The following is a 20,465-nucleotide window of genomic DNA, read 5'->3' as shown; positions in this document are numbered from 1 at the left end:
CTCGCCGGCGTCGCCGACAGATCGATGGGCAAGTTCGGGACGCGTTCCGGTCCAGAGGCCGGAATCGCGGCCTTTTTTTATGCGCGCTAGCCCGAGCGCAGGGAGCGCGAAGCGTAACATGAAAGGTTTCCTCATGCTTCGGACGCGCCTCACGGCGTTCGTCCGCATGGGGGCGAGAGAGCGCTGACGCGCGGATGAAAAGCTGAGCCTGCATGCCGAAAAGAACCGACATTTCCACGATCATGATCATCGGCGCCGGCCCCATCGTCATCGGCCAGGCCTGCGAATTCGATTATTCCGGCACCCAGGCCTGCAAGGCGCTGAAGGCCGAGGGCTACCGGATCGTCCTCGTCAACTCCAATCCGGCGACGATCATGACCGATCCGGATATGGCGGACCGCACCTATATCGAGCCAATTACGCCGGAGATCGTCGCCAAGATCATCGAAGCGGAGCGCTATGCGGCGCCCGGCGGCTTCGCGCTGTTGCCGACGATGGGCGGACAGACGGCGCTCAATTGCGCGCTCAGCCTCGAAAAAATGGGCGTGCTGAAAACGTTCGACGTCGAGATGATCGGCGCGACCGCCCATGCGATCGACAAGGCCGAGGATCGCGAATTGTTTCGCGAGGCGATGACGAAGATCGGCCTCGACACGCCGCGCTCGCACCACGTCAAGACGCTCGCGGCGGCGCTCGATGCGCTCGACGACATCGGCCTCCCCGCGATCATCCGTCCGTCCTTCACGCTCGGCGGCACCGGCGGCGGCATCGCCTACAACAAGGCGGAGTTCATCGAGATCGTCGAACGCGGCATCGACGCTTCGCCGACGAATGAAGTGCTGGTCGAAGAAAGCGTTCTCGGCTGGAAGGAATATGAGATGGAAGTCGTCCGCGACAAAGCGGACAACTGCATCATCGTCTGCTCCATCGAAAACGTCGATCCGATGGGCGTGCACACCGGCGACAGCATCACCGTTGCGCCGGCGCTGACGCTCACCGACAAAGAATATCAGATCATGCGCGACGCCTCGATCGCGGTGTTGCGCGAGATCGGCGTCGAGACCGGCGGATCGAACGTGCAATTCGCGATCGATCCGAAAAACGGCCGGATGATCGTCATCGAGATGAATCCGCGCGTGTCGCGCTCGTCGGCGCTGGCGTCGAAGGCGACGGGCTTTCCGATCGCCAAGGTCGCGGCGCGGCTCGCCGTCGGCTACACGCTCGACGAGATCGCCAATGACATTACCGGCGGCGCCACGCCGGCGTCCTTCGAACCGACGATCGACTATGTCGTCACCAAAATCCCGCGCTTCGCCTTCGAGAAATTTCCCGGCTCCGAACCGGTTTTGACCACGGCCATGAAATCGGTCGGCGAAGCCATGGCGATCGGCCGCAATTTCGCCGAGTCGCTGCAGAAGGCGTTGCGCTCGCTGGAAACCGGTCTATGCGGCCTCGACGACATCGAAGTCGACGGCCTCGGCAAGGGCGACGACATGAATGTGCTGCGCGGCGCGCTCGGCACGCCGACGCCCGACCGGCTGCTCGTCGTCGGCCAGGCGCTGCGGCTCGGCATGACGACCGAAGCGATTCACGAGGCGAGCAAGATCGACGTCTGGTTCATCGAGCGCATCGCGGAGATCGTCGCGCTCGAAAAAAAGGTCCGGACATACGGCCTGCCCCAGGACGCCGAAAACTTTCGCAAGCTGAAATTCGCCGGCTTCTCGGACTCGCGCCTCGCGACGCTTGCCGGCCTCGAAGAAGACGCCGTGCGCGACATGCGCCATCGTCTCGGCGTGCGGCCCGTCTACAAGCGCATCGACACCTGCGCGGCCGAATTCGCGTCGCCCACAGCCTATATGTATTCGACCTATGAGACTCCGTTCCTCAACGTCCCTGCGAATGAGGCGCATCCATCGGACAGGAGCAAGATCGTCATTCTCGGCGGCGGCCCGAACCGCATCGGGCAAGGCATCGAATTCGACTATTGCTGCTGCCACGCCTGCTTCGCGCTCGCTGAATCGGGCTTCGAGACGATCATGATCAACTGCAATCCGGAGACGGTGTCGACGGATTACGATACGTCCGACCGGCTCTATTTCGAACCGCTGACGAATGAAGACGTCGCCGAAATTCTCGACGTCGAGAAGTCCAATGGCGCGCTCGTCGGCGTCATCGTGCAATATGGCGGGCAAACGCCGCTGAAGCTGGCGCATGGTTTGGAGCAAGCGGGCGCCCCGATCCTCGGCACGCCGGTCGATTCGATCGATCTGGCGGAGGATCGCGACCGCTTCAAGCGGCTTCTCGACAAGCTGGGACTGAAACAGCCCAAGAACGGCATCGCCTATTCGGTGGAGCAGTCGCGCATCGTCGCGCAGGAGCTCGGACTGCCGCTCGTGGTGCGACCGAGCTATGTGCTCGGCGGCCGCGCCATGGCGATCATCCGCGACCAGAGTGATCTCGACGATTACCTTCTCGGCACGCTGCCGAGCCTCGTGCCGTCCGAAGTCAAGGCGCGCTATCCGAACGACAAAACCGGGCAGATCAATACGGTGCTCGGCAAGAATCCGCTGCTGTTCGACCGCTATCTCACCGACGCGATCGAGGTAGACGTCGACTGTCTCGCCGACGGCGACGAGGCCGTGATCGCCGGCGTCATGGAGCATATCGAGGAGGCGGGCATTCATTCGGGCGATTCCGCCTGTTCGCTCCCGCCCCGATCGCTCGCGCCCGAGACGATCGCCGCGCTGGAGGCGCAGACAAAAAGCCTCGCCATGGCGCTCGGCGTGGTCGGGCTGATGAATGTGCAGTTCGCGCTCAAGGATGGCGAAATCTACGTGCTGGAGGTGAATCCCCGCGCGTCGCGAACGGTGCCCTTCGTCGCCAAGGTCATCGGCAGGCCGATCGCCAAGATCGCGGCGCAGGTGATGGCCGGCTCCAAGCTCGTCGACTTCGATCCGCTCGAGATCAGGCCGGCGCATGTCGGGGTCAAAGAGGCGGTCTTCCCCTTTGCGCGCTTCCCCGGCGTCGACACCGTCCTTGGGCCCGAAATGCGCTCGACCGGCGAAGTCATGGGGCTCGACAGCTCCTTCGACGCAGCCTTCGTCAAGAGCCAGCTCGGGGGCGGCACCAAGGCGCCGCGCGAGGGCGTCGTGTTCGTCTCGGTCAGGGACGCGGACAAGGGCCGGATCATTCCGGCGGTTCGGCTGCTGAAGGAAGTCGGGTTCTCGATCGTCGCCACGGGCGGCACGGCGCGCTATCTCGTCGAGCGGGGAATCGCCGCCCAAAAATTAAACAAGGTCTCAGAGGGACGGCCGCATATCGTCGACGCCATCAAGAACGGCTCCATCGCGTTGGTTTTCAACACGACAGAGGGGGCCCAGGCGTTGGCGGATTCGCGCTCCTTGCGCCGCGCCGCCCTTCTGCATAAGGTTCCGTATTACACGACCCTAGCGGGAGCGGTCGCGGCGGCCCAGGGGATACGCGCCTACGTGTCGGGGGACCTCAAGGTCCGAGCGCTGCAGGACTATTTTCTGCCGACTGCGACCAACTGAAATTTCGGGAGTTTGCCGCGACGCAGTCGGCGCTGCGCCAATATTGACCGTGGTTGATCGACCCAAGCCTGACCAATGGCCTGGACTTGGCGGCGCCCCATCGGCCCCGCCAATCGCCAATAATTGGCGAAACTCAAAGAGAGGCGAGAAGCGAGAGCAATGGACAAGGTGCCGATGACCGCCGGCGGCTACGCCGCGCTCACTGAAGAATTGCGCCGCAGACAGCAGGAAGACCGTCCCCGCATCATTCAGCAGATTGCTGAAGCGCGCGCGCATGGCGACCTTTCTGAAAACGCCGAATATCACGCGGCGAAGGAAGCGCAGTCGCTGAACGAGGGCCGTATCGCCGAACTCGAGGACAAGCTGTCGCGCGCCGAAGTCATCGACGTGTCGAAGCTGAACGGCGCCACGATCAAATTCGGCGCGACGGTCACGGTCGTCGACGAGGACACCGAGGAGGAGAAGGCCTATCAAATCGTCGGCGACGTCGAAGCCGACGTGAAGAGCGGCCGGGTCTCGATCTCGAGCCCCATCGCCCGCGCGCTCATCGGCAAGACGGTCGGCGACACAGTCGAGGTCACGACGCCGGGCGGCGGCAAGAGCTATGAGATCCTGAAGGTCGCCTTTGGGTGAGGCGCGCGGGCGCCGTGCGGCGTCGCTTCCTCTGTAAGGCAGGAGGGAGAACGCCGATGGACGGCGCGCGCAAATGGCGATGAAGGCGCGAGACCGCCTCGCCTCCCAGGAGGCGGCAGCGGGCGGGAGAGCAGGCGCTTCGAGCCGCTCCGCCCTTCTGCCGGGGGCGACGATCCGCATCATTTCGGACGGCCGCGCCGGCCATGAGGCGCAGACTCTCGGGATCACGGAAGCGCTGGGCGCGACGCCCGACATTCATCGCGTCACGCCGCGGGGGTTCTATGCCGCGCTTGCGCCCTTCGCGCCGCCCGATCCGCGCGACGCTCCCGCCTACGCGCCGCCCTACCCTGATATCGCCATCGCCGCCGGACGCCGGACGCTCCCCGTCCTGGAACGGTTGAAGCGCCAGTCTGGCGGACGGACCTTCACCATCTACGTGAACAAGCCCGCGAACGGGCTCGGCGCGGCCGATCTCATCATCGCGCCGCGCCACGACGGACTTTGCGGGGACAACGTCCTGTCGCCGCTGACGCCGGCGAATCGGTTGACGCCGGAGCGGCTCGCCGCGGCGCGCGCCGCGCCCGATCCGCGCGTCGCCGCCCTGCCCGGCCCGCGCGTGGCGATTCTGATCGGCGGCGATCGCCGCGGCGGCGCGTATGGCGCGAAAGACGTCGCCGCGCTCGTGGAGACCGTCGCCGCGCTTCGGGCGGCGGGGCGCTCGGTCATGGCGACGGCCTCCCGACGCACGCCCGCCGCGCTGCGCGACGCGCTGCGGACGGCGCTCGCGGCGCCTGGCGGTTTCCTGTGGGACGGCGCCGGAGACAATCCCTATCTCTCGCTGCTGGCGAACGCCGACGCGCTCGTCGTGACCGGCGACAGCGTCAATATGGTGGGAGAAGCGCTCGCGACCGCGGCGCCCGTCTATGTCGTGGAGCCGCCGGGCCGGCGCGGCAAGATCGACGCCTATCTCGCGGCGCTGGCGGGCGCCGGCGCCATCCGCATCTGGCGCGGCGCGCTCGAAGACTGGCGCAGAGCGCCGCTCAATGCGACCCCCGACGTCGCGCGCGCCGTCGCGCGCGCCTACAGCGCGTTTGCGTCGCGCCGCTGATTTGGAATCGAGCCGGCGCCAGGCTGCTTGATAAAGCCGCCGCGCGCCGATATGAGTGACGCGCCGCACGCCCGAAGGCGTCGCGCATGCGCCGCAATAGCTCAGCTGGTAGAGCACATCATTCGTAATGATGGGGTCGGGGGTTCGAATCCCTCTTGCGGCACCATAACTTCAATAAGTTAAGAAAAAATCCGAAAATTCTCAAATAATAGCGGACCCGGAGCGGATCCAAAAAATCCCGCCTCGCTCCCGACCCCCTGCCAGTCTTATCGCACTCCGGCGTCCGCGCCGCTATCCGCTCTTTTATGTGCTCAACCTCTTCGACGATGGCCTACATGCAAGTGTCGGCGTCCGCGCCGCGCGCATGGTGCTTGAACCGCGCCTGCCAGCACTAGGTCGTGTGGACTCTAAGGATTCCATTTTGGGCGCAAATCAGATTCAAGGCTGCCTTTGGGGAGGCGGCCTTGGGTGTGATGGATCGACTGGTTTTGACCGATGCGGCTTGGGAGCGGATGGCGCCGTTGATCATAGGCCGGCCCGACCAGAAGGTCTCGACCGGCCGCGACAACCGGATGTTTGTAGAGGGCGTATTGTGGATCGTGCGCACGGGCTCTCCCTGGCGTGATCTTCCAGAAGCGTTTGGGGATTGGAACAGCGTGTTCCGGCGTTTCAGTCGATGGAGCCTCAAGGGGGTCTGGTGGCGAATTTTCGAGGCGATGTCCGATGATCCGGACTTCGAATATCTCATCGTCGACTCCACCATCGTCCGGGCGCATCAGCATGCCGCCGGGGCGAAAAAGGGGGGCCTGAAGATCAGGCGATTGGTCGCTCGCGCGGCGGCTTGAGCACCAAGATACATATGGCCGTTCGCGGCTTGGGATGCCCTGTGCGGTTCACGCTGACCGCAGGTCAGAAGGGCGATGCGCCGCAAGCCGCCGCTTTAATCGAGGGATTGCCTGCGGAGGTCGTCATGGCCGATGCCGCCTATGACGCCGATCACTTGCGTCACGTCATCGCCGCCAAGGGCGCGCGCGCCGTCATCCCCAACAACCCGTCGCGTGCGATCAAATATCCGCTCGACAAGAATCTCTACGCCCAGCGACATCTCGTCGAATGTTGCTTCTCAAAGCTCAAGCAGTTCCGCCGCGTCGCAACCCGTTTCGAGAAGACCGCCCAAAATTATCGGGCAGTCATAACAATCGCCGCAATCGTCCTGTGGATGCGATAACTGTCCACACGACCTAAGGGGTCGTGCCCTTAGAAGCGATCGGCACGACGCCGGGATTCACGTTCATCGATCTTCCGAAAACGCGACGCTTCGTCTGCCGGGAGATCGGCGCGCGCGACCACGTCATACCGGACGGTAACACGCCGGTCGTCTAGGCACGCCGCCCTTTCACGGCGAAAACAGGGGTTCGATTCCCGTTGGGCGCGCCACCTTTAAAATCAGTAACTTACGCCGAAGTGCGACTGACCAATTTCTGCGTTTTGTCCAATATTTGGCCAATAAGCCGGGATGGATTGAAGCGTAGAAATGCACAGTTGCGTGGACAAGATTTCTGACACCACTCGCACGGCTTTCTCGCCTCGCGATATGCTCTCCGCGCGAGCCGACCGGTCAGCGGATCGGACCCACCCGACTGCGAACCGAGGAGACAGCCCATGCGCGTCATGGTTCTCGTGAAAGCGACGCTGGAAAGCGAGTCCGGTCTCCTGCCGTCGACCGAGCTCCTGGAGGCGATGACCAAGTTCAACGAGGAATTGGTGAGCGCCGGCGTCATGCTCGCCGGCGAGGGTCTCCAGCCCTCCTCAAGCGGTAAGCGCGTAGCGTTCAACGGGGCCGACCGAACCGTCTATGACGGCCCATTCGAAGAGACGACCGAGTTGGTTGCCGGCTATTGGCTATGGGAGGTCAAGGATATGGCGGAGGCGGTCGAATGGGTGAAGCGATGCCCCAACCCGATGCCAGGCCCTAGCGAGATCGAAATCCGTCCGCTCTATGAAGCGGCCGACTTCGGCGAGGCCATGACGCCCGAGATCACTGAAGCGGAGGACCGGATCCGCAAAAGGCTGTCAGACATCTAGCGCCGCGCCCGCCCCTCGCTCCCCACAAATGATCCACATAGGAGCGGGAAAAAGGCAACTGGCGCCGTGGTCGGACCTCGCCCAGCAATTTGCAACAGAAAACGACGCCTTCCGGACCGAGTGGGACCAGAAGGCGCCTGAGCTCGACAATTTTAGGGGGAGTCTAATTCGGGCCGCTGGTTCGTGGGAAAACCTGCGTTCCGACCGGACTCGATCAGGTTCCAGTCAGAAGTTCGACGCCTTCCTTGCCGATCACACGGTGAATGTTCAGCAACAGCTGTATGACGACGCCAAACACGCCGAGCGCCATCCAGCCGAAGAAAACGAAACCCCAGTGCAGCGGCGCAACGAACAGCTCTTCCATGAACCAGAAGGTATGGCCCCATTCATTCAGGCCAACGTTCGGAATGATCATGAAAGGTCCGATCGAGACGATCAGATAGGCAAGCGAATAGCCCTTAGAAAAGTATGGGATTCTCGTCTTTGCATGGAAGAAGCAGCCGATCGCGAGAATCGAATAGATCGGGTAGCTCATGTAGAACTCGATGATGTGCGACGGCGTGAAATCTGTGTCGCGTATCACCGTCATGTGCCAGGTGCCGTCCTGCTCCGTGAAGAAGGACGCGCCCCAGTAGATGCCGGCAGCATAGACCACGAGCCAAGCCGCATTGTCGGCGATGGCCTTCATCTCCTGACGCGGCGTCACGCTCGACATGTCGCGAACACGCGTTTTCCAAAGATAGCCGGCAAGTCCAAGGCCAGAGATCAGCTCAAGCGGGATCTCGGTCCAAAGGATCGACATCCAATACGTCTGGAACTCCGGCGCAAACGAGTCCAGGCCAGCGCGCCAGCCATAGATCTGCTCGTAGATGCGAACGACCAGATAGAAGCCGTTCAGCACCGCAAGCCCGATCCACATTCCCTTCAATTCGACGATCGGCTCAGCGCGATCTATTGCGCCTGCCGTCGACTGCGTCGTTACGCTCATTTTCTCTCCTCCGGTTCAACCGAAAAATGACGATGATTTCTCGGCTGCATTTAGAGTCGCGCTTCGGGACGCCCTTTACAGCTTGGCGAGTTCGCCATTACCCTTGCATAGTCTGACAGCTGGTTTGCCAATGTTGAGGCAAAATTCGCCAACAAGGATTGGGCGGAAATGGACATCGCAATTCTTGGCTTTGAGAGCTGTCTAGGTCTGGGGTTCATCGGCGCTGCGGACATGTTGACCCTGAGCCGGCGGATGCTGGCAAAGAATGGCGCGCCAGGGCCCTACAACGTGATGACCGTCAGCTATGACGGTCAAGCTGTGCGTGACGGAGCCGGAAGGCGCTTCGAGGTCGATGCGGGTTTCGACTCGGTCGACGGCTGCGCGGCAGTCATCGTCCCAGGCTATGTGTGCGACGGTAGCCATGCGCTACCGCCAACGCCCGCCATCGGCGCAGCAGCTGCATGGCTGCGCCGCCAGCATGCGCTCGGAGCGATCATCGCAGGCTCCTGCAATGGAGTGTTTCTACTTGGCGAAGCAGGGCTCTTGAACGGTCGCCGCTGCACCACAACCTGGTGGAGGCACAACGAGTTAAAAGCCCGGTATCCGCACGCAGACGCAGCCTGGGGCGCCTCGCTTATCGAGGACGGCAGAGTTGTTACAGCTGGCGGCCCGTTGTCTTGGATCGACCTTTCGCTCCATATCATCCGGGCACTGCTCGGAGCGGAAGCAGCAAAAAAAGCGGCGGACTTCACTGTCGTTGACACGGTTCCGTCGACACAGGCGATCTATGTTCCGCCGGGCCATCTATCTGCCTCCAATCCGTTCCTGTTGGAGGCAGAGCACTTCGTGCGCCAAGCTGGCGACGCACCATTCACGACTATCGACCTAGCGCGCGCGCTGAAGGTTTCGGACCGAACGTTACACCGGCGTCTCAAAGAGGCTTCTGGAGAAACGCCGAAAAACTTTCTTGACCGCGTTCGCTTTGAAACTGCGCGCACGCTGCTCGAAACGACGCGAAGTTCAGTAAAGCAGCTCGCCGCCGCCTCGGGATACTCCGACGAGACAAGCTTTCGTCGGGCCTTTCGGCGATATTCCGGAATGACGCCTGGAGCCTATCGCACATGGTCTCAGGCACGACGCGGAGCAAAGTAAAACCCTGCCGATCCTAGCGAGCGAAAGTACATGCTATGCTCCCCGCCATGTGCGGACGCTTCACACAGCATCTGTCTTGGGAGGAGCTTCGCCGGCTCGCCGATCTGATCGGACAGCCGCGCAACCTGGCGCCTCGCTACAACATCGCGCCGACGACACAGATCGAAGTCATCCGGCCTGCGGCGGCCGGCAATGAGCTTGTTCCGATGCGTTGGGGCCTTCTGCCATCTTGGTGGAAGAAGCCGCTCAGCGAGCTTCCCTCAACGTTCAACGCGCGCGCCGAGACTGTCGCCGAGAAGCCGATGTTCCGATCGGCCTTCAAGGCCCGCCGATGCATTATTCCGGCTTCCGGCTTCTATGAATGGACGGGCAAGGCGGGCTCCAAGACGCCCCACTATTTTAGCGCGCCAGGTGGCGAACCGCTGGCCCTAGCCGGTCTATGGGAGACGTGGCGTGACCCTGAAAGCGACGCGCAGGTCGACTCCGCCACGATCATCGTCGGCGCCGCGAACAATTGGATGGCGCGCTACCACGATCGGATGCCGGTCATTCTCGACTGGCGCGACGTGGGCGCGTGGATGGCGGGTGGCGATCCTGGCGCGCTTTTGGGCGCGCCCCCTGAGGATGTGTTGCAGGAATGGACCGTCTCGCCTCGGGTGAACCGCTCGGGCGTCGCTGACGCCGATCCGACGCTGATAGAGCCTCAACGACTGGACGCAGCGGTGACCGCTTAGCGCCAATTCCGGTCCTAATAAGCAGCGAGCGTCCTCGCAAAGTCGATGCCAAGGTCGCGAAAGATCACCTGGGCCGCATTTCGACCTGGGAGCATTGAGATGCCAGCACCCGGATGGCTTCCGGCCCCGCACAAGTAGACATTTGAGACTGGGGCCCTGTAACCGCTGAGTTCTGGGATCGGCCGCATTGCTCCCATCTGATAAGCAACCATGGATCCGTGCATAACGGTGCCTTGGTAACAGCTCGGCAGTAGGCGTTCGAAATCAACGGGCGTTTGGATAGCTTCGGCGACGATCCGCTGCCGAAGATCGGGAACAAAGTCGCGCTCGAGCCGTGCGATAAGGCGATTGACGAATGGTTCCTTCGCTTCATCCCAAGTTGTGGCCGAAATCGTGCCTACCGCATCTCCTTTGATCTTATAGGGGACAGGCGCAATGAAAAGTTTCAGCAGCCCTTTACCGGGAGGGATACGGCTCGGATCGATACTCCCTTCGTTCCAGAGAGCGCAAAAGGGCTCCGAAGGAAGCAGGCCACTGCGAACCTCAAGGAACACCTGACCAAGATATTCGAAGTTTGCCGGTGTACAGTGCACCGCAGGCGAACGCGCTGGCATTTCGCCCGCCGTGTAGTGACACGGGCGGTCAAGCGCGAGGAAAACAGACATCGCGGCAAGACCGTATTCGTACCTCCGGATGTTGGCGGCAACGTCTCCTCCAATCACGTCCTCACCTAGAAGATCCAATGCTAGGTGACGCGGATCCGCGCTCGAAGCGACGAGCGTACCCACCTCGATCTCTTCACCGTCACGAAGGCGAACCGCCACCGCCTTGCTATTTACGACGCAGATCTTTTCGACCTTTGTTCCCGTGCGCACTTTACCACCATGCGCCTGAATGACTGCGACCAGGGCGCGCGGCAGGTTGTGCATGCCTCCCTTGACGAGATTGTTGCCGCCGTCCTGGATCACCGTATTGAAGAGGGAAGCCAGGCTGGCACCACCACCATCATCAGGGGCGACACCCACGTGAGCTGCCCATGTGCCAACCAGCAGCTTGGTTTGAGGAGCCTCGAAGACTTCGTCCGCCCAAGCTCTAACCGATTGGAGCTGAAATCGGAAAAGGTCAAAGCCGCCCCGCGGAGACGAAAGACCCGCCGTTTGGTCGCTAAAGGAGATTGGAGGGTAGTTGACGGACGCCGTGATCGCTTCCTTCTGCGCTAGGTAGCCCTCAAAGAGGGTGCGCCAGGTTTGTGCATCCCTATTCGAGAACTTCCCGATGCTCTCACAGGTTTCGTCAATAGTTGCGAAGAGGCCGTTGCTGGTACCGTCCGGGAAAACGTGCACGATGTTCGGGTTGGAACGGATCAACTCAAAGCCATGCTCGGCAAGCTTCAGCTCGTCCGGCGTGGGGGATAGGTTAGCGAACTGGTAGCCGATAGCGTGGACGTCCGACTGGTAGCCTGGGAGGGTCAGCTCCTCCGATGTGCACTGCCCGCCAACCCGATCATACGCATCAAGCACCAGCACAGATAGGCCGGCCTTTGCGAGATAGGCCGCGCAGGTCAACCCATTGTGACCCGCTCCAATTACCACCGCATCGCAGGTACCATGCATGGCTCATCCCCAAATCGCCTCGTGCAAACTTCTACTCGATCGCGACAGCTTGCTCCCACCGCGTGAGCTTATAAAGCATACTCGCTTCATAAGCCTGCATGGGAACTGCCTTTCTTCGAAGGGTTTTCCTGCTTCGGTCGGGGGTATCGGCGACCTCGCCTGATCATTTCCTTTAAAGCTGAAATCTTGGGGATAGCTCCGGAAGACTCGTTATGCCGCGGCGGGAACGCGCTTTAGGCCGACTCTGTTCCAAGTAATCCCGTACTTCGTCTCGATGAATTCGAGAACATCGGAAGAGTACAGCGCGTATCTCATGCTGCACCTCCACGCACTGATGTGGCTCGCATCCACTGACTAGGATATCCGCTTCGGGTCATAACCGGACGCCTTCCTGCGGCAACTCAGCATATTTCATCTTTCGCGCTTTCGGCCCGATGACCCACCAGTCGCACTCTTGCGCCGAAGCTATCAGTCGCCCCCCGCAATTCCGCCAGCCGGCGCTCGGCAAGGGCGAGCACGTTCCGGGCCGCCTGCTCCTCACGCGGTCGCTTCGCCATGCGGGCGGCTATGGCGAGGGCCAAGAGCCGTTCGGCGATCGCCTGAAGCTGCTCTGGCGTCGCCACGCTGATGGCGCGCTCAGTGGCGGCGAGCGCTGCGGCGCGACGGCGTTCCTTCGCCGATGAGGCTTTTCCTTGTGGTTTGGCCGCGATCACTTCGGCGCCGCTCCTTTAGGTTGCTTGGATTCGATCGCCATGACGCCGAACTTCGCTGCATCAGCTGCGCCCGCGTTCGGACCCTCGGGCGTGCAGCGTGTCTCCGGCGGGCTCCCGCACTTGCGCCCGATATCGGCCCAACCGACGCAGCGCCCGTCAGGCGCGCGGTAGCCGGGTCCCCCGCGGCATCCGCACCCGCTGCAAGCCTCTGCCCGCGCCATGGCGAAGGCGACGAGAATGACAGCGAGGAAAAGCGCTCTGCGCATCCCATAACCCCCGGGATGGAGATTGGCACCCGACGCCGCACCGGCTCAAGTGAAGCTTATCCGCCCCTCCAAAGCGCGTAAGTGAATGCGGCCAGAAAGATCACGAACAGCGCGATGCTCGGCCAGTCATATCGCTCGCGCAGCGGCAGCTCTTGCCACTCGCGTTCCTCGTCGCGATCCCGGTTATGCTGCCCGCGCCAGCCCATGAGCGTTCTTAGGCCAAATCACAGAGGCCCGGAAGAGATGGCGCCGCCGCCCTACGCCCTGCCCCTGCGCATCCGCAAGGCCGCCGAGTCCTTCGTTGTCGAAGACGCGAACGACGTCGCGCTCGCGTGCGTCTACTTCGAGGAAGACCCGAGCCGGCGCGGGCTCATAAATCGGCTCTCCGGCGCCGACGCCAAGGCCGTCGCGCAGATGATCGCTAGGGCGCAGAGTCAGGACCGAGCGAGTCGATGCCCTTGCGTTCTATCATGTGCGTCGTCTGCCCTTCTGCAACGCATTCAGCCTGCCGTCGTTTCATCGTCGACAAAGTGCAGCAGCATTTCGATGCAAAGCGTGCCAGCGTCAGCGGCCGTTTCGGCCCGCTGCATAAGGTAGTAGTCGAACGCCATCATTGGCGTAATCATCTCGCCCCGCGCGGCAATCATTTCGGCGGCCTGCACGATCCGTAGCAACTCCGAAAGATCCAGCAGATGAGCGAAACCGCCCGTCGCGCCCATGAAATCCCGCATGAAATCGATCCCGTAGGCGGCGGGGTCTTCGACAAGTTTCAAATCAGGGATGACAACGATAGCGTGGGCGGGCTTCTCCCGTTCGACCGACAACGTATCTCCCTTCGGACTTGTCACTAGAAGGCCGGACTTAAGCGCCCTGATGGCACCGCGCAGTTGGGCGAACGCCTTGCCGATATGAGTCGAAACATCGCGCTTTAGCTTCGCCCTGTCTGGTAGCTTTTCGCGAGCGAATATCGAAAGCGTCTTGGATTCAATCAGGACTGAGCCGAACGCGTGGCTTAGCAGTATATCGGTCAGTTCGCGCGTTCCGGAGGCCTTAGATATTTTTGGGCTATGATACACACCCGAAGGCTGAAGATTGTCGGTAAGCCAAACGCCTAATTGCTCTTGCTGGTTGCCTTCGTCCGCGTCGAACAGGTCAATGAGACTGGACCAGGCACCCGCTGTAATAAAGTAGTTTTGGACGGCTTTCCAATCGGACCTGCTGCCGATTTCCAATACCAACCAATCGTGGTCGTCAGCGTGACGATGAAGACGGTCGAGTAATGGTTCTATCGTGACTTTTATTGCCGAGTGGTCAACTCGACCTAGTGCGACGCTATCTGCCCACATTGACAGGCGGTTTAGCGCGTGGGGCGTTGGCAAGTCATTCCAAGCGACATTTACGGCAAGTTCGTTGAATAGAAATCCCACAAGCGGTTCACCGGTCGCCAAGCCGCGAATGCCGTTCAATTCTTCTTCGCGCTCGACAACGGACCAAAGAATGCCGCCGTTGTCGCCGTCGTCGCATACCTTCAACGCGCAGAGTAGGCGACCCTCACACTTGGCAAAGCCAAGCTGCATGGGCGCGCCCAACACTACATATTTCAATAGAAGGGTGCTGCTCTTGATAAGCAGGGTCGGCTCAAATCCGTCGCGGCCCTCAACGTAGTCGAACCGGATTAGCTGCGGGCAAGCCAAGAACTCGGAGCGATTATGTGATGATAGCAAGTGCATCGAATACCTCGCAGGAGGACGCTGCGTATTTAACGGCCCGCTAAACGAGTTTCAAACTGCGGTCGCTGGATGTTTGCATTTGGTGCTATCGGACATTGGTTATTCGGGAGGACCATCCGTCTCGGGTCAAAACCGGACGGATTCAAGATGACTTTGTGTTTCGGCGTGCAAATTTGACCCCCTAAGCCGGGGGATCGGCGTCCAAAATTGACCCCCTTGAGAACCGCTTGCAGGTCTGCCCGCTTTGGCATCGAGCGGGCGGTGGGGGATGCTGGTTGTGGAGACGATTGGCCGGATTCGGCGGGAGCATTTTCAGAAGGGCAAGTCGATTAAGGAGATTGCCCGCGATCTGAAGATATCGCGCAATACGGTTCGCAAGGTTCTGCGATCAGGCGAGACGTCGTTTTCCTATGAACGGGAGGTCCAGCCGCGTCCCAAACTCGGCGCCTGGAAGGCTGAGATCGATCGAATGCTCGTGGCGAACGCAACCAAGCCGGCGCGCGAGCGGTTGACGCTGATCCGAGTGTTCGAAGAACTGCGGGCGCTTGGCTATAACGGCGGCTACGATGCGGTGCGGCGATACGCCCGGAGTTGGGCGCGCGAGCATGCGAGCGAGATGGCGAGCGCCTTTGTGCCGCTCAGTTTTGCGCCTGGCGAGGCTTATCAGTTCGACTGGAGCCACGAGATCGTTCTGATGAACGGCGTGACGATGACCGTGAAGGTCGCGCATCTACGTCTCTGTCACAGCCGGATGTTTATCGCCCGAGCCTATCTGCGCGAGACGCAGGAGATGGTTTTCGATGCGCATGAGCGCGCCTTCGCCTTCTTCAAGGGCGCCTGCGCACGTGGCGTCTACGATAATATGAAGACGGCGGTGGAAACGATCTTCATCGGCAAGGATCGGCAGTATAATCGCCGCTTCCTGCAAATGTGTTCGCATCATCTGATCGAGCCTGTGGCCTGCACGCCGGCGTCCGGCTGGGAGAAGGGTCAGGTCGAGAACCAGGTTGGTCTTGTTCGCGAACGCTTCTTCACGCCGCGCCTGCGGTTCAAAACTTTCGACGAGTTGAATGCGTGGTTGATGGATAAATGCATCGCCTACGCCAAGGCGCATGCGCATCCGGAATGCGCCGACAAAACGGTCTGGGAGGTCTTCGAGGAAGAGCGGCCCAGGCTCATTCCTTATCGCGGGCGCTTTGATGGCTTCCACGCGCTGCCGGCTTCCGTGTCGAAGACCTGCCTGGTTCGGTTCGACAACAACAAATACTCGGTGAACGCCGGCGCTGTCGGACGCCCCGTCGAGATCCACGCCTATGCCGATCGCATCGTCATCCGCCAGGATGGGCGCGTCGTCGCCGAACATGCGCGCTGCTTCGGACGCGGAGAGACGATCTACGACCCATGGCACTGTGCCGGTTCTGGCCAGAAAGCCGGGCGCGCTGAGGAACGGGGCGCCGTTCAAGGACTGGGTGTTGCCCGGAGCGCTGGAGCGCGTGCGCCGCAAGCTCGTCGGCTCCGACGACGGCGACCGCCAGATGGTCGCCATCCTCGCCGCCGTGCTCACCGACGGATTGCCGGCGGTCGACGCCGCCTGCGCCGAAGCGCTCGAAAACGGCGTCCATTCCGCCGACGTCATCCTCAACATCCTCGCGCGTCGCCGTGATCCCGAACCATCGGCAATCATAGCGACTCCGCAGGCGCTTCGACTGCGGCATGCGCCGATCGCCGACTGCGCCAGATACGATCAGCTCAGGAGCCCGTGACCATGGAAAGAACCGAAGTCCTCGACATGATGGGCAAACTCAAGCTCTATGGCATGCGCGGCGCCTACGACGAGACGCTCACTACGGCGCTCAAGCGTAAACACGAGCCCCAGCGCTTCGTCGGCGATCTGCTTAAGGCCGAGATATCGGAAAAGCAGGCGCGCTCGATCAAATACCAGCTCACGATCGCAAAACTGCCGCTCGCCAAGGACGTTGACGACTTCGCCTTCAAGGACACGCCGATCAATGAAGGATTGGTGCGCGATCTCGCCGGCGGCGCCTTCATCGCCCAGCAACGCAACGTCGTCCTTGTCGGCAGAACTGGGACGGGCAAAACGCATCTCGCGATCGCCGTCGCCCGCAGTTGCATTCGCGCCGGCTCGCGCGGGCGCTTCTTCACCACCGTCGATCTCGTCAATCGCCTCGAAGCCGAAGCGCGCGCCGGACGCCAGGGACGGCTCGCTGACTATCTGACTCGTCTTGACTTCGTCATTCTCGACGAACTCGGCTATCTGCCCTTCGCCCAGGCCGGCGGCCAGCTCCTGTTCCATCTCATCAGCCGGTTTTATGAGCGAACATCGATCATCGTCACGACCAATCTCGCCTTCGGCGAATGGCCGAGTGTCTTTGGTGATCCGAAGATGACGACAGCGCTGCTCGACCGTCTTACCCATCACTGCGACATCGTCGAAACTGGCAACGAAAGCTGGCGCTTCAAGAACCGCGCCTGATCACCCTGCCGCGCGCATCATAACTCCAGTCGGGCTACGCCCTCCTTCCGTCACGACGCGCGCAACAAAGGGGGCAATGTTGGACGCCGATACGGGGTCAAACTTCAACGCCGATTGACAGTGAGAGCATCGCTTCATTCTTCGCCGAGCGATACGCCGTGTCCGCATAGACCTCGCTCGCCGTGTTGGCGCGCTGAACTAGTGAGGCGTCTTGGAGCCGGCTTTGCCTGTCCATTCGTAGAAGCCGGATGCTGGAATGACGCAGCGGCGCGATTTGAACGCCCCTCGGAACATCGGCTTCTCGGCGACCGTCTCGGCGCGGGCGTTGAACGTCGAGGGAAGCTTGCGTCAACCGGGGGGAGGCGGTGGAGGAATAAGAAATGACAAGAAAACATGGAGCCAAGATAACAAAAATATAATCGCAGCAATGCGCCGCAATGCCTTACCAAACTTGCTTGCGTTGTGACGACCGAAAACAAGCTCATTTGTTTTGGACTCTATGCTCTTGTTTGCTAGATAAATTATCGCAATAAACTGTATAATAGTTAGCAATAGTACCGTTCGCAGATCAAATCTGCTAGGTTCGTCTCTATGATCACTAGCCATTCCAAGACGCTTGTTGAGAGCTTCTCTTTCGCGATTTTTCATTTCATATTGATAATGACGAAGGTTCCATGCCGTGGAGTTCTTGTAATCAAGCGCCAGCGTTTTATTATAGTCGGCAATCGCTTGGTCACGGTCACCCTTGCCAGCATATGCCTCGCCACGAGTTAGATAAGCCAATGCATTATTTTGATCTAATTCTATAGCTCTATCGCAATCTGCAATCGCAAGATCGTAAGCACCCTTAATAACATAGTTATAAGCTCTGTATATATATGCTAAAACGATATGCTTTTTATCTAATTCTATCGTCTTATTGTAATCAGCGATCGCTCTGTCGTTATCACGCCTTACGGTATAAGCGTAGCCACGGTATAAATATGCTGCCGCGTTATTTTTTGGATTAAGTTGAAGCGCCTTGCTGTAGTCGGCGATCGCCCGGTCGTAATCCCCTTTCGCGGCATGGGATAGCCCTCGGAAAATATACATCAATCCGTCTTGCGGGTTGATCTTAATTACTGTGTCATAATCTGCAATTGCGCGGGGGAAATTGCCCTTTTTTTTATAGGCGTTAGCGCGGGAACGATACGCCCAGGCGAGCGCAAATCGCGACTTGCTTCGTAACTCAATGAGAGCGGTGCACCCCTCGATTTGTTGGTCAAGCGTCCACCAACGTTCTGAATTTCGACAGGCAGACTCATCATCCGGTCTTGCGATTATTGGAGATGCGGCGAACACCCTAGTGGCGAACAGAGCAAGTAGGGCGAAACCAAGCCCTCTGCGCCAGACCGGTGCGCCAGCGACGCCCTCAGTGCGAAGGTCTGCGATTGTCGGCGGGGCAGGGCGACGCATAGGCGGGAAGGATATCAGTGAGCGTTTCGCCGGGCGAGGCTTTCAGGCTTCGAAAAAGGGAGTGCGTCTGTCGCACAAGCGCCCACCTCAGCGCCCAGTCGCGTGCGGATGCATTCCATTCCAGCCATGGTGCAAGCTCCGAACTCCGTCAGGAGCAATGTCCATGGCGCTGCAAATTGAAGAGTTGGTCACAACGGAAGAGGCCGCAAGAATCTTGAAGCTGTAGCCCAATACGCTCGCCAAATGGCGCGTTTCGGGCTACGGGCCGATCTTCGTGACTATGGGCCGTGCCGTGCGTTATCGCCTGTCCGATCTCAGGAACTTTGTCGAGCGCAACGCGCGTCGGTCGACGTCGCAGGCTTAGGTTGGTGCCTTCGCCGCCAGGTTTTCGCTCGCTAAGTTCAATCCGCCGCCTTCCATGATCTGAGAAGGTCATCGAATGTTGGGTGCAAGTTCATCGAGATGTCGCCCCCGACATCAGCCCCCGCAATCCAGCCCGCATGGCAGCCATCTACACCAACGACGATCATTTTTTTAAACGACCCCTCGAATGTTAATTTGAGGAGCAAGTAATGGCCCGACTCCTTCAAAAAACGGGCACGCTATGCAGTGACACTCGCTTGATGTGTTGCGTGGCGCGTGACAGAATTTAAAAGGCTTCAACCTAAAGCTCGTCGTTCTCGAAGCCTTCACGCTTCTCTGCCGGAGAGAGGACGAGGCGGGCGAAATAGGCGCGATAGCATTCGCGAGTTGAAGAGCCTTCTTCGAGCGGCGGGCGTCCGGTTCGGACAGACCAAGCTCTCGCGCGGCTTTACGGAAGATAGTGGCGCTCGCCGCCTCTGGGGCCCCTGATGAGGCTGAGCGTGCCGTGCGTGACAAGCCCGCCGCCGACCTGCTCTTTATTGCAAAGGAACTGGGAATCTCGCTCCCGAAGAGCAAGCCATCGCCCAACGCCGCACGTGAAGCGATTCTCGGCAAAGTACGGGAAAGCTTGCTGCTCTCACGGCACAACCCCCGAACCTCTTAGCTGTGTTCTGAAAGCTGCTTTGGGGACAAGGATGGGGCTAAAACTTAGCTGTTACACAAAAGTCTCCCCGAAAGGTAAAAAATGGATTTTACGCGCGCCGAACGCATTTCATTGAAATTTCATCCAGAGCTTAATGAGAAATGGGTGCAAGACTTGATTGCCGGAGACCCCGGCATTCTTGGTCTCGGTGAGCTGGTGCTACGCGATAAAGAGCGCGTTCAGCCGAGAGCAGGAAGGCTCGACCTTCTCCTTCAGGACCCGGAAACAAAGCGCCGTTACGAGGTCGAAATCCAGCTTGGCTCGACCGACGAGGCGCATATCATCCGCACGATCGAATACTGGGACATCGAACGGAAGCGTTACCCGCAGTATGAGCACTGCGCCGTGCTTATCGCCGAGGACATAACCAGCCGTTTCCTCAATGTCGTCTCGTTGTTCAACGGAACCATCCCGCTGGTTGCTATCCAAATGCAGGCGTTCAAGGTCGGCAATCACACGACCCTGGTTTTCACGAAAGTCATGGACGAATTAGCCCGTGGCTTGGTTGATGAAGACGAGGACGCCGAAGCAGCTCCGACCGATCGGGCCTATTGGGAAAAGCGCGGAACGAAGGCGACCGTCAAGTTTGCGGACGATTTGTTAGCTATTGCGCGGGAAATCGAACCTTCATTAGAGCTTAAATACAACAAGTTCTATATCGGACTATCAAAAGACGGCCAGCCCTTCAATTTCGTTGCGTTCCGCCCCAGAAAGAGCTGGATCAATGTTGAAGTTAAACTTCCCAGAAACGAAGAAACAGACGCAAAAATCGAAAAGGCCGGGATCGAAGCTCTCGAATATGCCGCGAGGTGGGGAGCTTATCGTCTGTCGATACATGAAGACGACATTGTCAAAAACCGCGAACTGCTCAAAGAAC

15 protein-coding genes, 1 tRNA gene and 2 pseudogenes are annotated in these 20,465 nt (G+C 60.2%); 12 read left to right on the top strand and 6 right to left on the bottom strand.

What is annotated here, in order from left to right:
* Positions 1-212: 212 nt before the first annotated feature.
* The 7 genes from carB (at position 213) to AB7F41_RS09815 (ending at position 7,377) form a co-directional block, all read left to right on the top strand.
* Complete coding sequence (gene carB / locus AB7F41_RS09845) at positions 213-3,551, top strand: carbamoyl-phosphate synthase large subunit (protein WP_428380816.1); 3,339 nt, start codon at positions 213-215, stop codon at positions 3,549-3,551.
* Between the two features lie 159 nt (positions 3,552-3,710).
* Positions 3,711-4,184 (top strand): transcription elongation factor GreA, encoded by a 474-nt coding sequence (greA, locus tag AB7F41_RS09840; RefSeq protein WP_428380814.1) that lies wholly within the window; start codon positions 3,711-3,713, stop codon positions 4,182-4,184.
* Between the two features lie 73 nt (positions 4,185-4,257).
* Entirely contained in the window at positions 4,258-5,292 is a 1,035-nt protein-coding gene (locus tag AB7F41_RS09835) for a mitochondrial fission ELM1 family protein (protein ID WP_428380812.1), read from the top strand.
* A gap of 90 nt (positions 5,293-5,382) precedes the next feature.
* A tRNA-Thr gene (locus AB7F41_RS09830) sits at positions 5,383-5,458 on the top strand.
* Between the two features lie 298 nt (positions 5,459-5,756).
* Positions 5,757-6,520 (top strand): IS5 family transposase gene (locus AB7F41_RS09825; protein WP_428406539.1). Its coding sequence is split into 2 segments (ribosomal slippage): positions 5,757-6,098 and positions 6,101-6,520, totalling 762 coding nucleotides; the frame shifts between segments, so codons are not numbered across the junction.
* A gap of 23 nt (positions 6,521-6,543) precedes the next feature.
* Positions 6,544-6,675: a hypothetical protein gene (locus tag AB7F41_RS09820; RefSeq protein WP_428406538.1), complete on the top strand. Its 132-nt coding sequence runs from the start codon at positions 6,544-6,546 to the stop codon at positions 6,673-6,675.
* Between the two features lie 279 nt (positions 6,676-6,954).
* A complete protein-coding gene (locus AB7F41_RS09815; RefSeq protein WP_428406537.1) occupies positions 6,955-7,377 on the top strand; it encodes a YciI family protein in 423 nt (140 codons plus the stop codon).
* Between the two features lie 214 nt (positions 7,378-7,591).
* Here the strand turns inward: AB7F41_RS09815 and amoC are convergent, their stop codons facing one another.
* Entirely contained in the window at positions 7,592-8,365 is a 774-nt protein-coding gene (gene amoC / locus AB7F41_RS09810) for a bacterial ammonia monooxygenase, subunit AmoC (protein ID WP_428406536.1), read from the bottom strand.
* 168 nt (positions 8,366-8,533) lie between these two features.
* Here amoC and AB7F41_RS09805 point away from each other — a divergent pair, with 168 nt between their 5' ends.
* Together AB7F41_RS09805 and AB7F41_RS09800 are read left to right on the top strand one after the other, a co-directional pair.
* Positions 8,534-9,517: a GlxA family transcriptional regulator gene (locus AB7F41_RS09805; RefSeq protein ID WP_428406535.1), complete on the top strand. Its 984-nt coding sequence runs from the start codon at positions 8,534-8,536 to the stop codon at positions 9,515-9,517.
* A 35-nt stretch (positions 9,518-9,552) separates the two neighbouring features.
* Entirely contained in the window at positions 9,553-10,251 is a 699-nt protein-coding gene (locus AB7F41_RS09800; protein WP_428406534.1) for an SOS response-associated peptidase, read from the top strand.
* A gap of 14 nt (positions 10,252-10,265) precedes the next feature.
* Here the strand turns inward: AB7F41_RS09800 and AB7F41_RS09795 are convergent, their stop codons facing one another.
* From AB7F41_RS09795 to AB7F41_RS09785, 3 genes are all read right to left on the bottom strand, one after another.
* Entirely contained in the window at positions 10,266-11,864 is a 1,599-nt protein-coding gene (locus AB7F41_RS09795) for a phytoene desaturase family protein (RefSeq protein ID WP_428406533.1), read from the bottom strand.
* A 401-nt stretch (positions 11,865-12,265) separates the two neighbouring features.
* Positions 12,266-12,577 carry a hypothetical protein gene (locus tag AB7F41_RS09790; protein WP_428406532.1) on the bottom strand — a complete coding sequence of 104 codons (312 nt, stop codon included), beginning with the start codon at positions 12,575-12,577 and terminating at the stop codon, positions 12,266-12,268.
* 766 nt (positions 12,578-13,343) lie between these two features.
* Entirely contained in the window at positions 13,344-14,573 is a 1,230-nt protein-coding gene (locus AB7F41_RS09785; RefSeq protein ID WP_428406531.1) for a hypothetical protein, read from the bottom strand.
* 268 nt (positions 14,574-14,841) lie between these two features.
* Between AB7F41_RS09785 and istA the strand changes: the two are divergent.
* Positions 14,842-16,436: pseudogene (gene istA / locus AB7F41_RS09780) on the top strand (IS21 family transposase).
* On the top strand, positions 16,339-17,067 hold the full coding sequence (istB, locus tag AB7F41_RS09775; protein WP_428406530.1) for an IS21-like element helper ATPase IstB: 729 nt from the start codon (positions 16,339-16,341) through the stop codon (positions 17,065-17,067). The pseudogene istA and the gene istB overlap by 98 nt, the downstream one beginning before the upstream one ends.
* 198 nt (positions 17,068-17,265) lie before the next feature.
* Here istB and AB7F41_RS09770 read toward each other — a convergent pair.
* Together AB7F41_RS09770 and AB7F41_RS09765 are read right to left on the bottom strand one after the other, a co-directional pair.
* Positions 17,266-17,394: pseudogene (locus AB7F41_RS09770) on the bottom strand (SOS response-associated peptidase family protein); the annotation flags it as partial.
* 21 nt (positions 17,395-17,415) lie between these two features.
* Entirely contained in the window at positions 17,416-18,522 is a 1,107-nt protein-coding gene (locus tag AB7F41_RS09765) for a tetratricopeptide repeat protein (RefSeq protein WP_428406529.1), read from the bottom strand.
* 1,108 nt (positions 18,523-19,630) lie between these two features.
* On the opposite strand from AB7F41_RS09765, the gene AB7F41_RS09760 reads away from it, so the two are divergent.
* On the top strand, positions 19,631-20,465 hold an 835-nt coding region (locus AB7F41_RS09760), incomplete at its 3' end, for a hypothetical protein (protein ID WP_428406528.1).

Origin of the sequence: Methylocystis sp. (assembly GCF_050251305.1) — a bacterium.
Lineage (GTDB): Bacteria > Pseudomonadota > Alphaproteobacteria > Rhizobiales > Beijerinckiaceae > Methylocystis.
The sequence above is the reverse complement of the archived record's forward strand: the minus strand, read 5'-3'. Positions and strand labels throughout refer to the sequence as shown.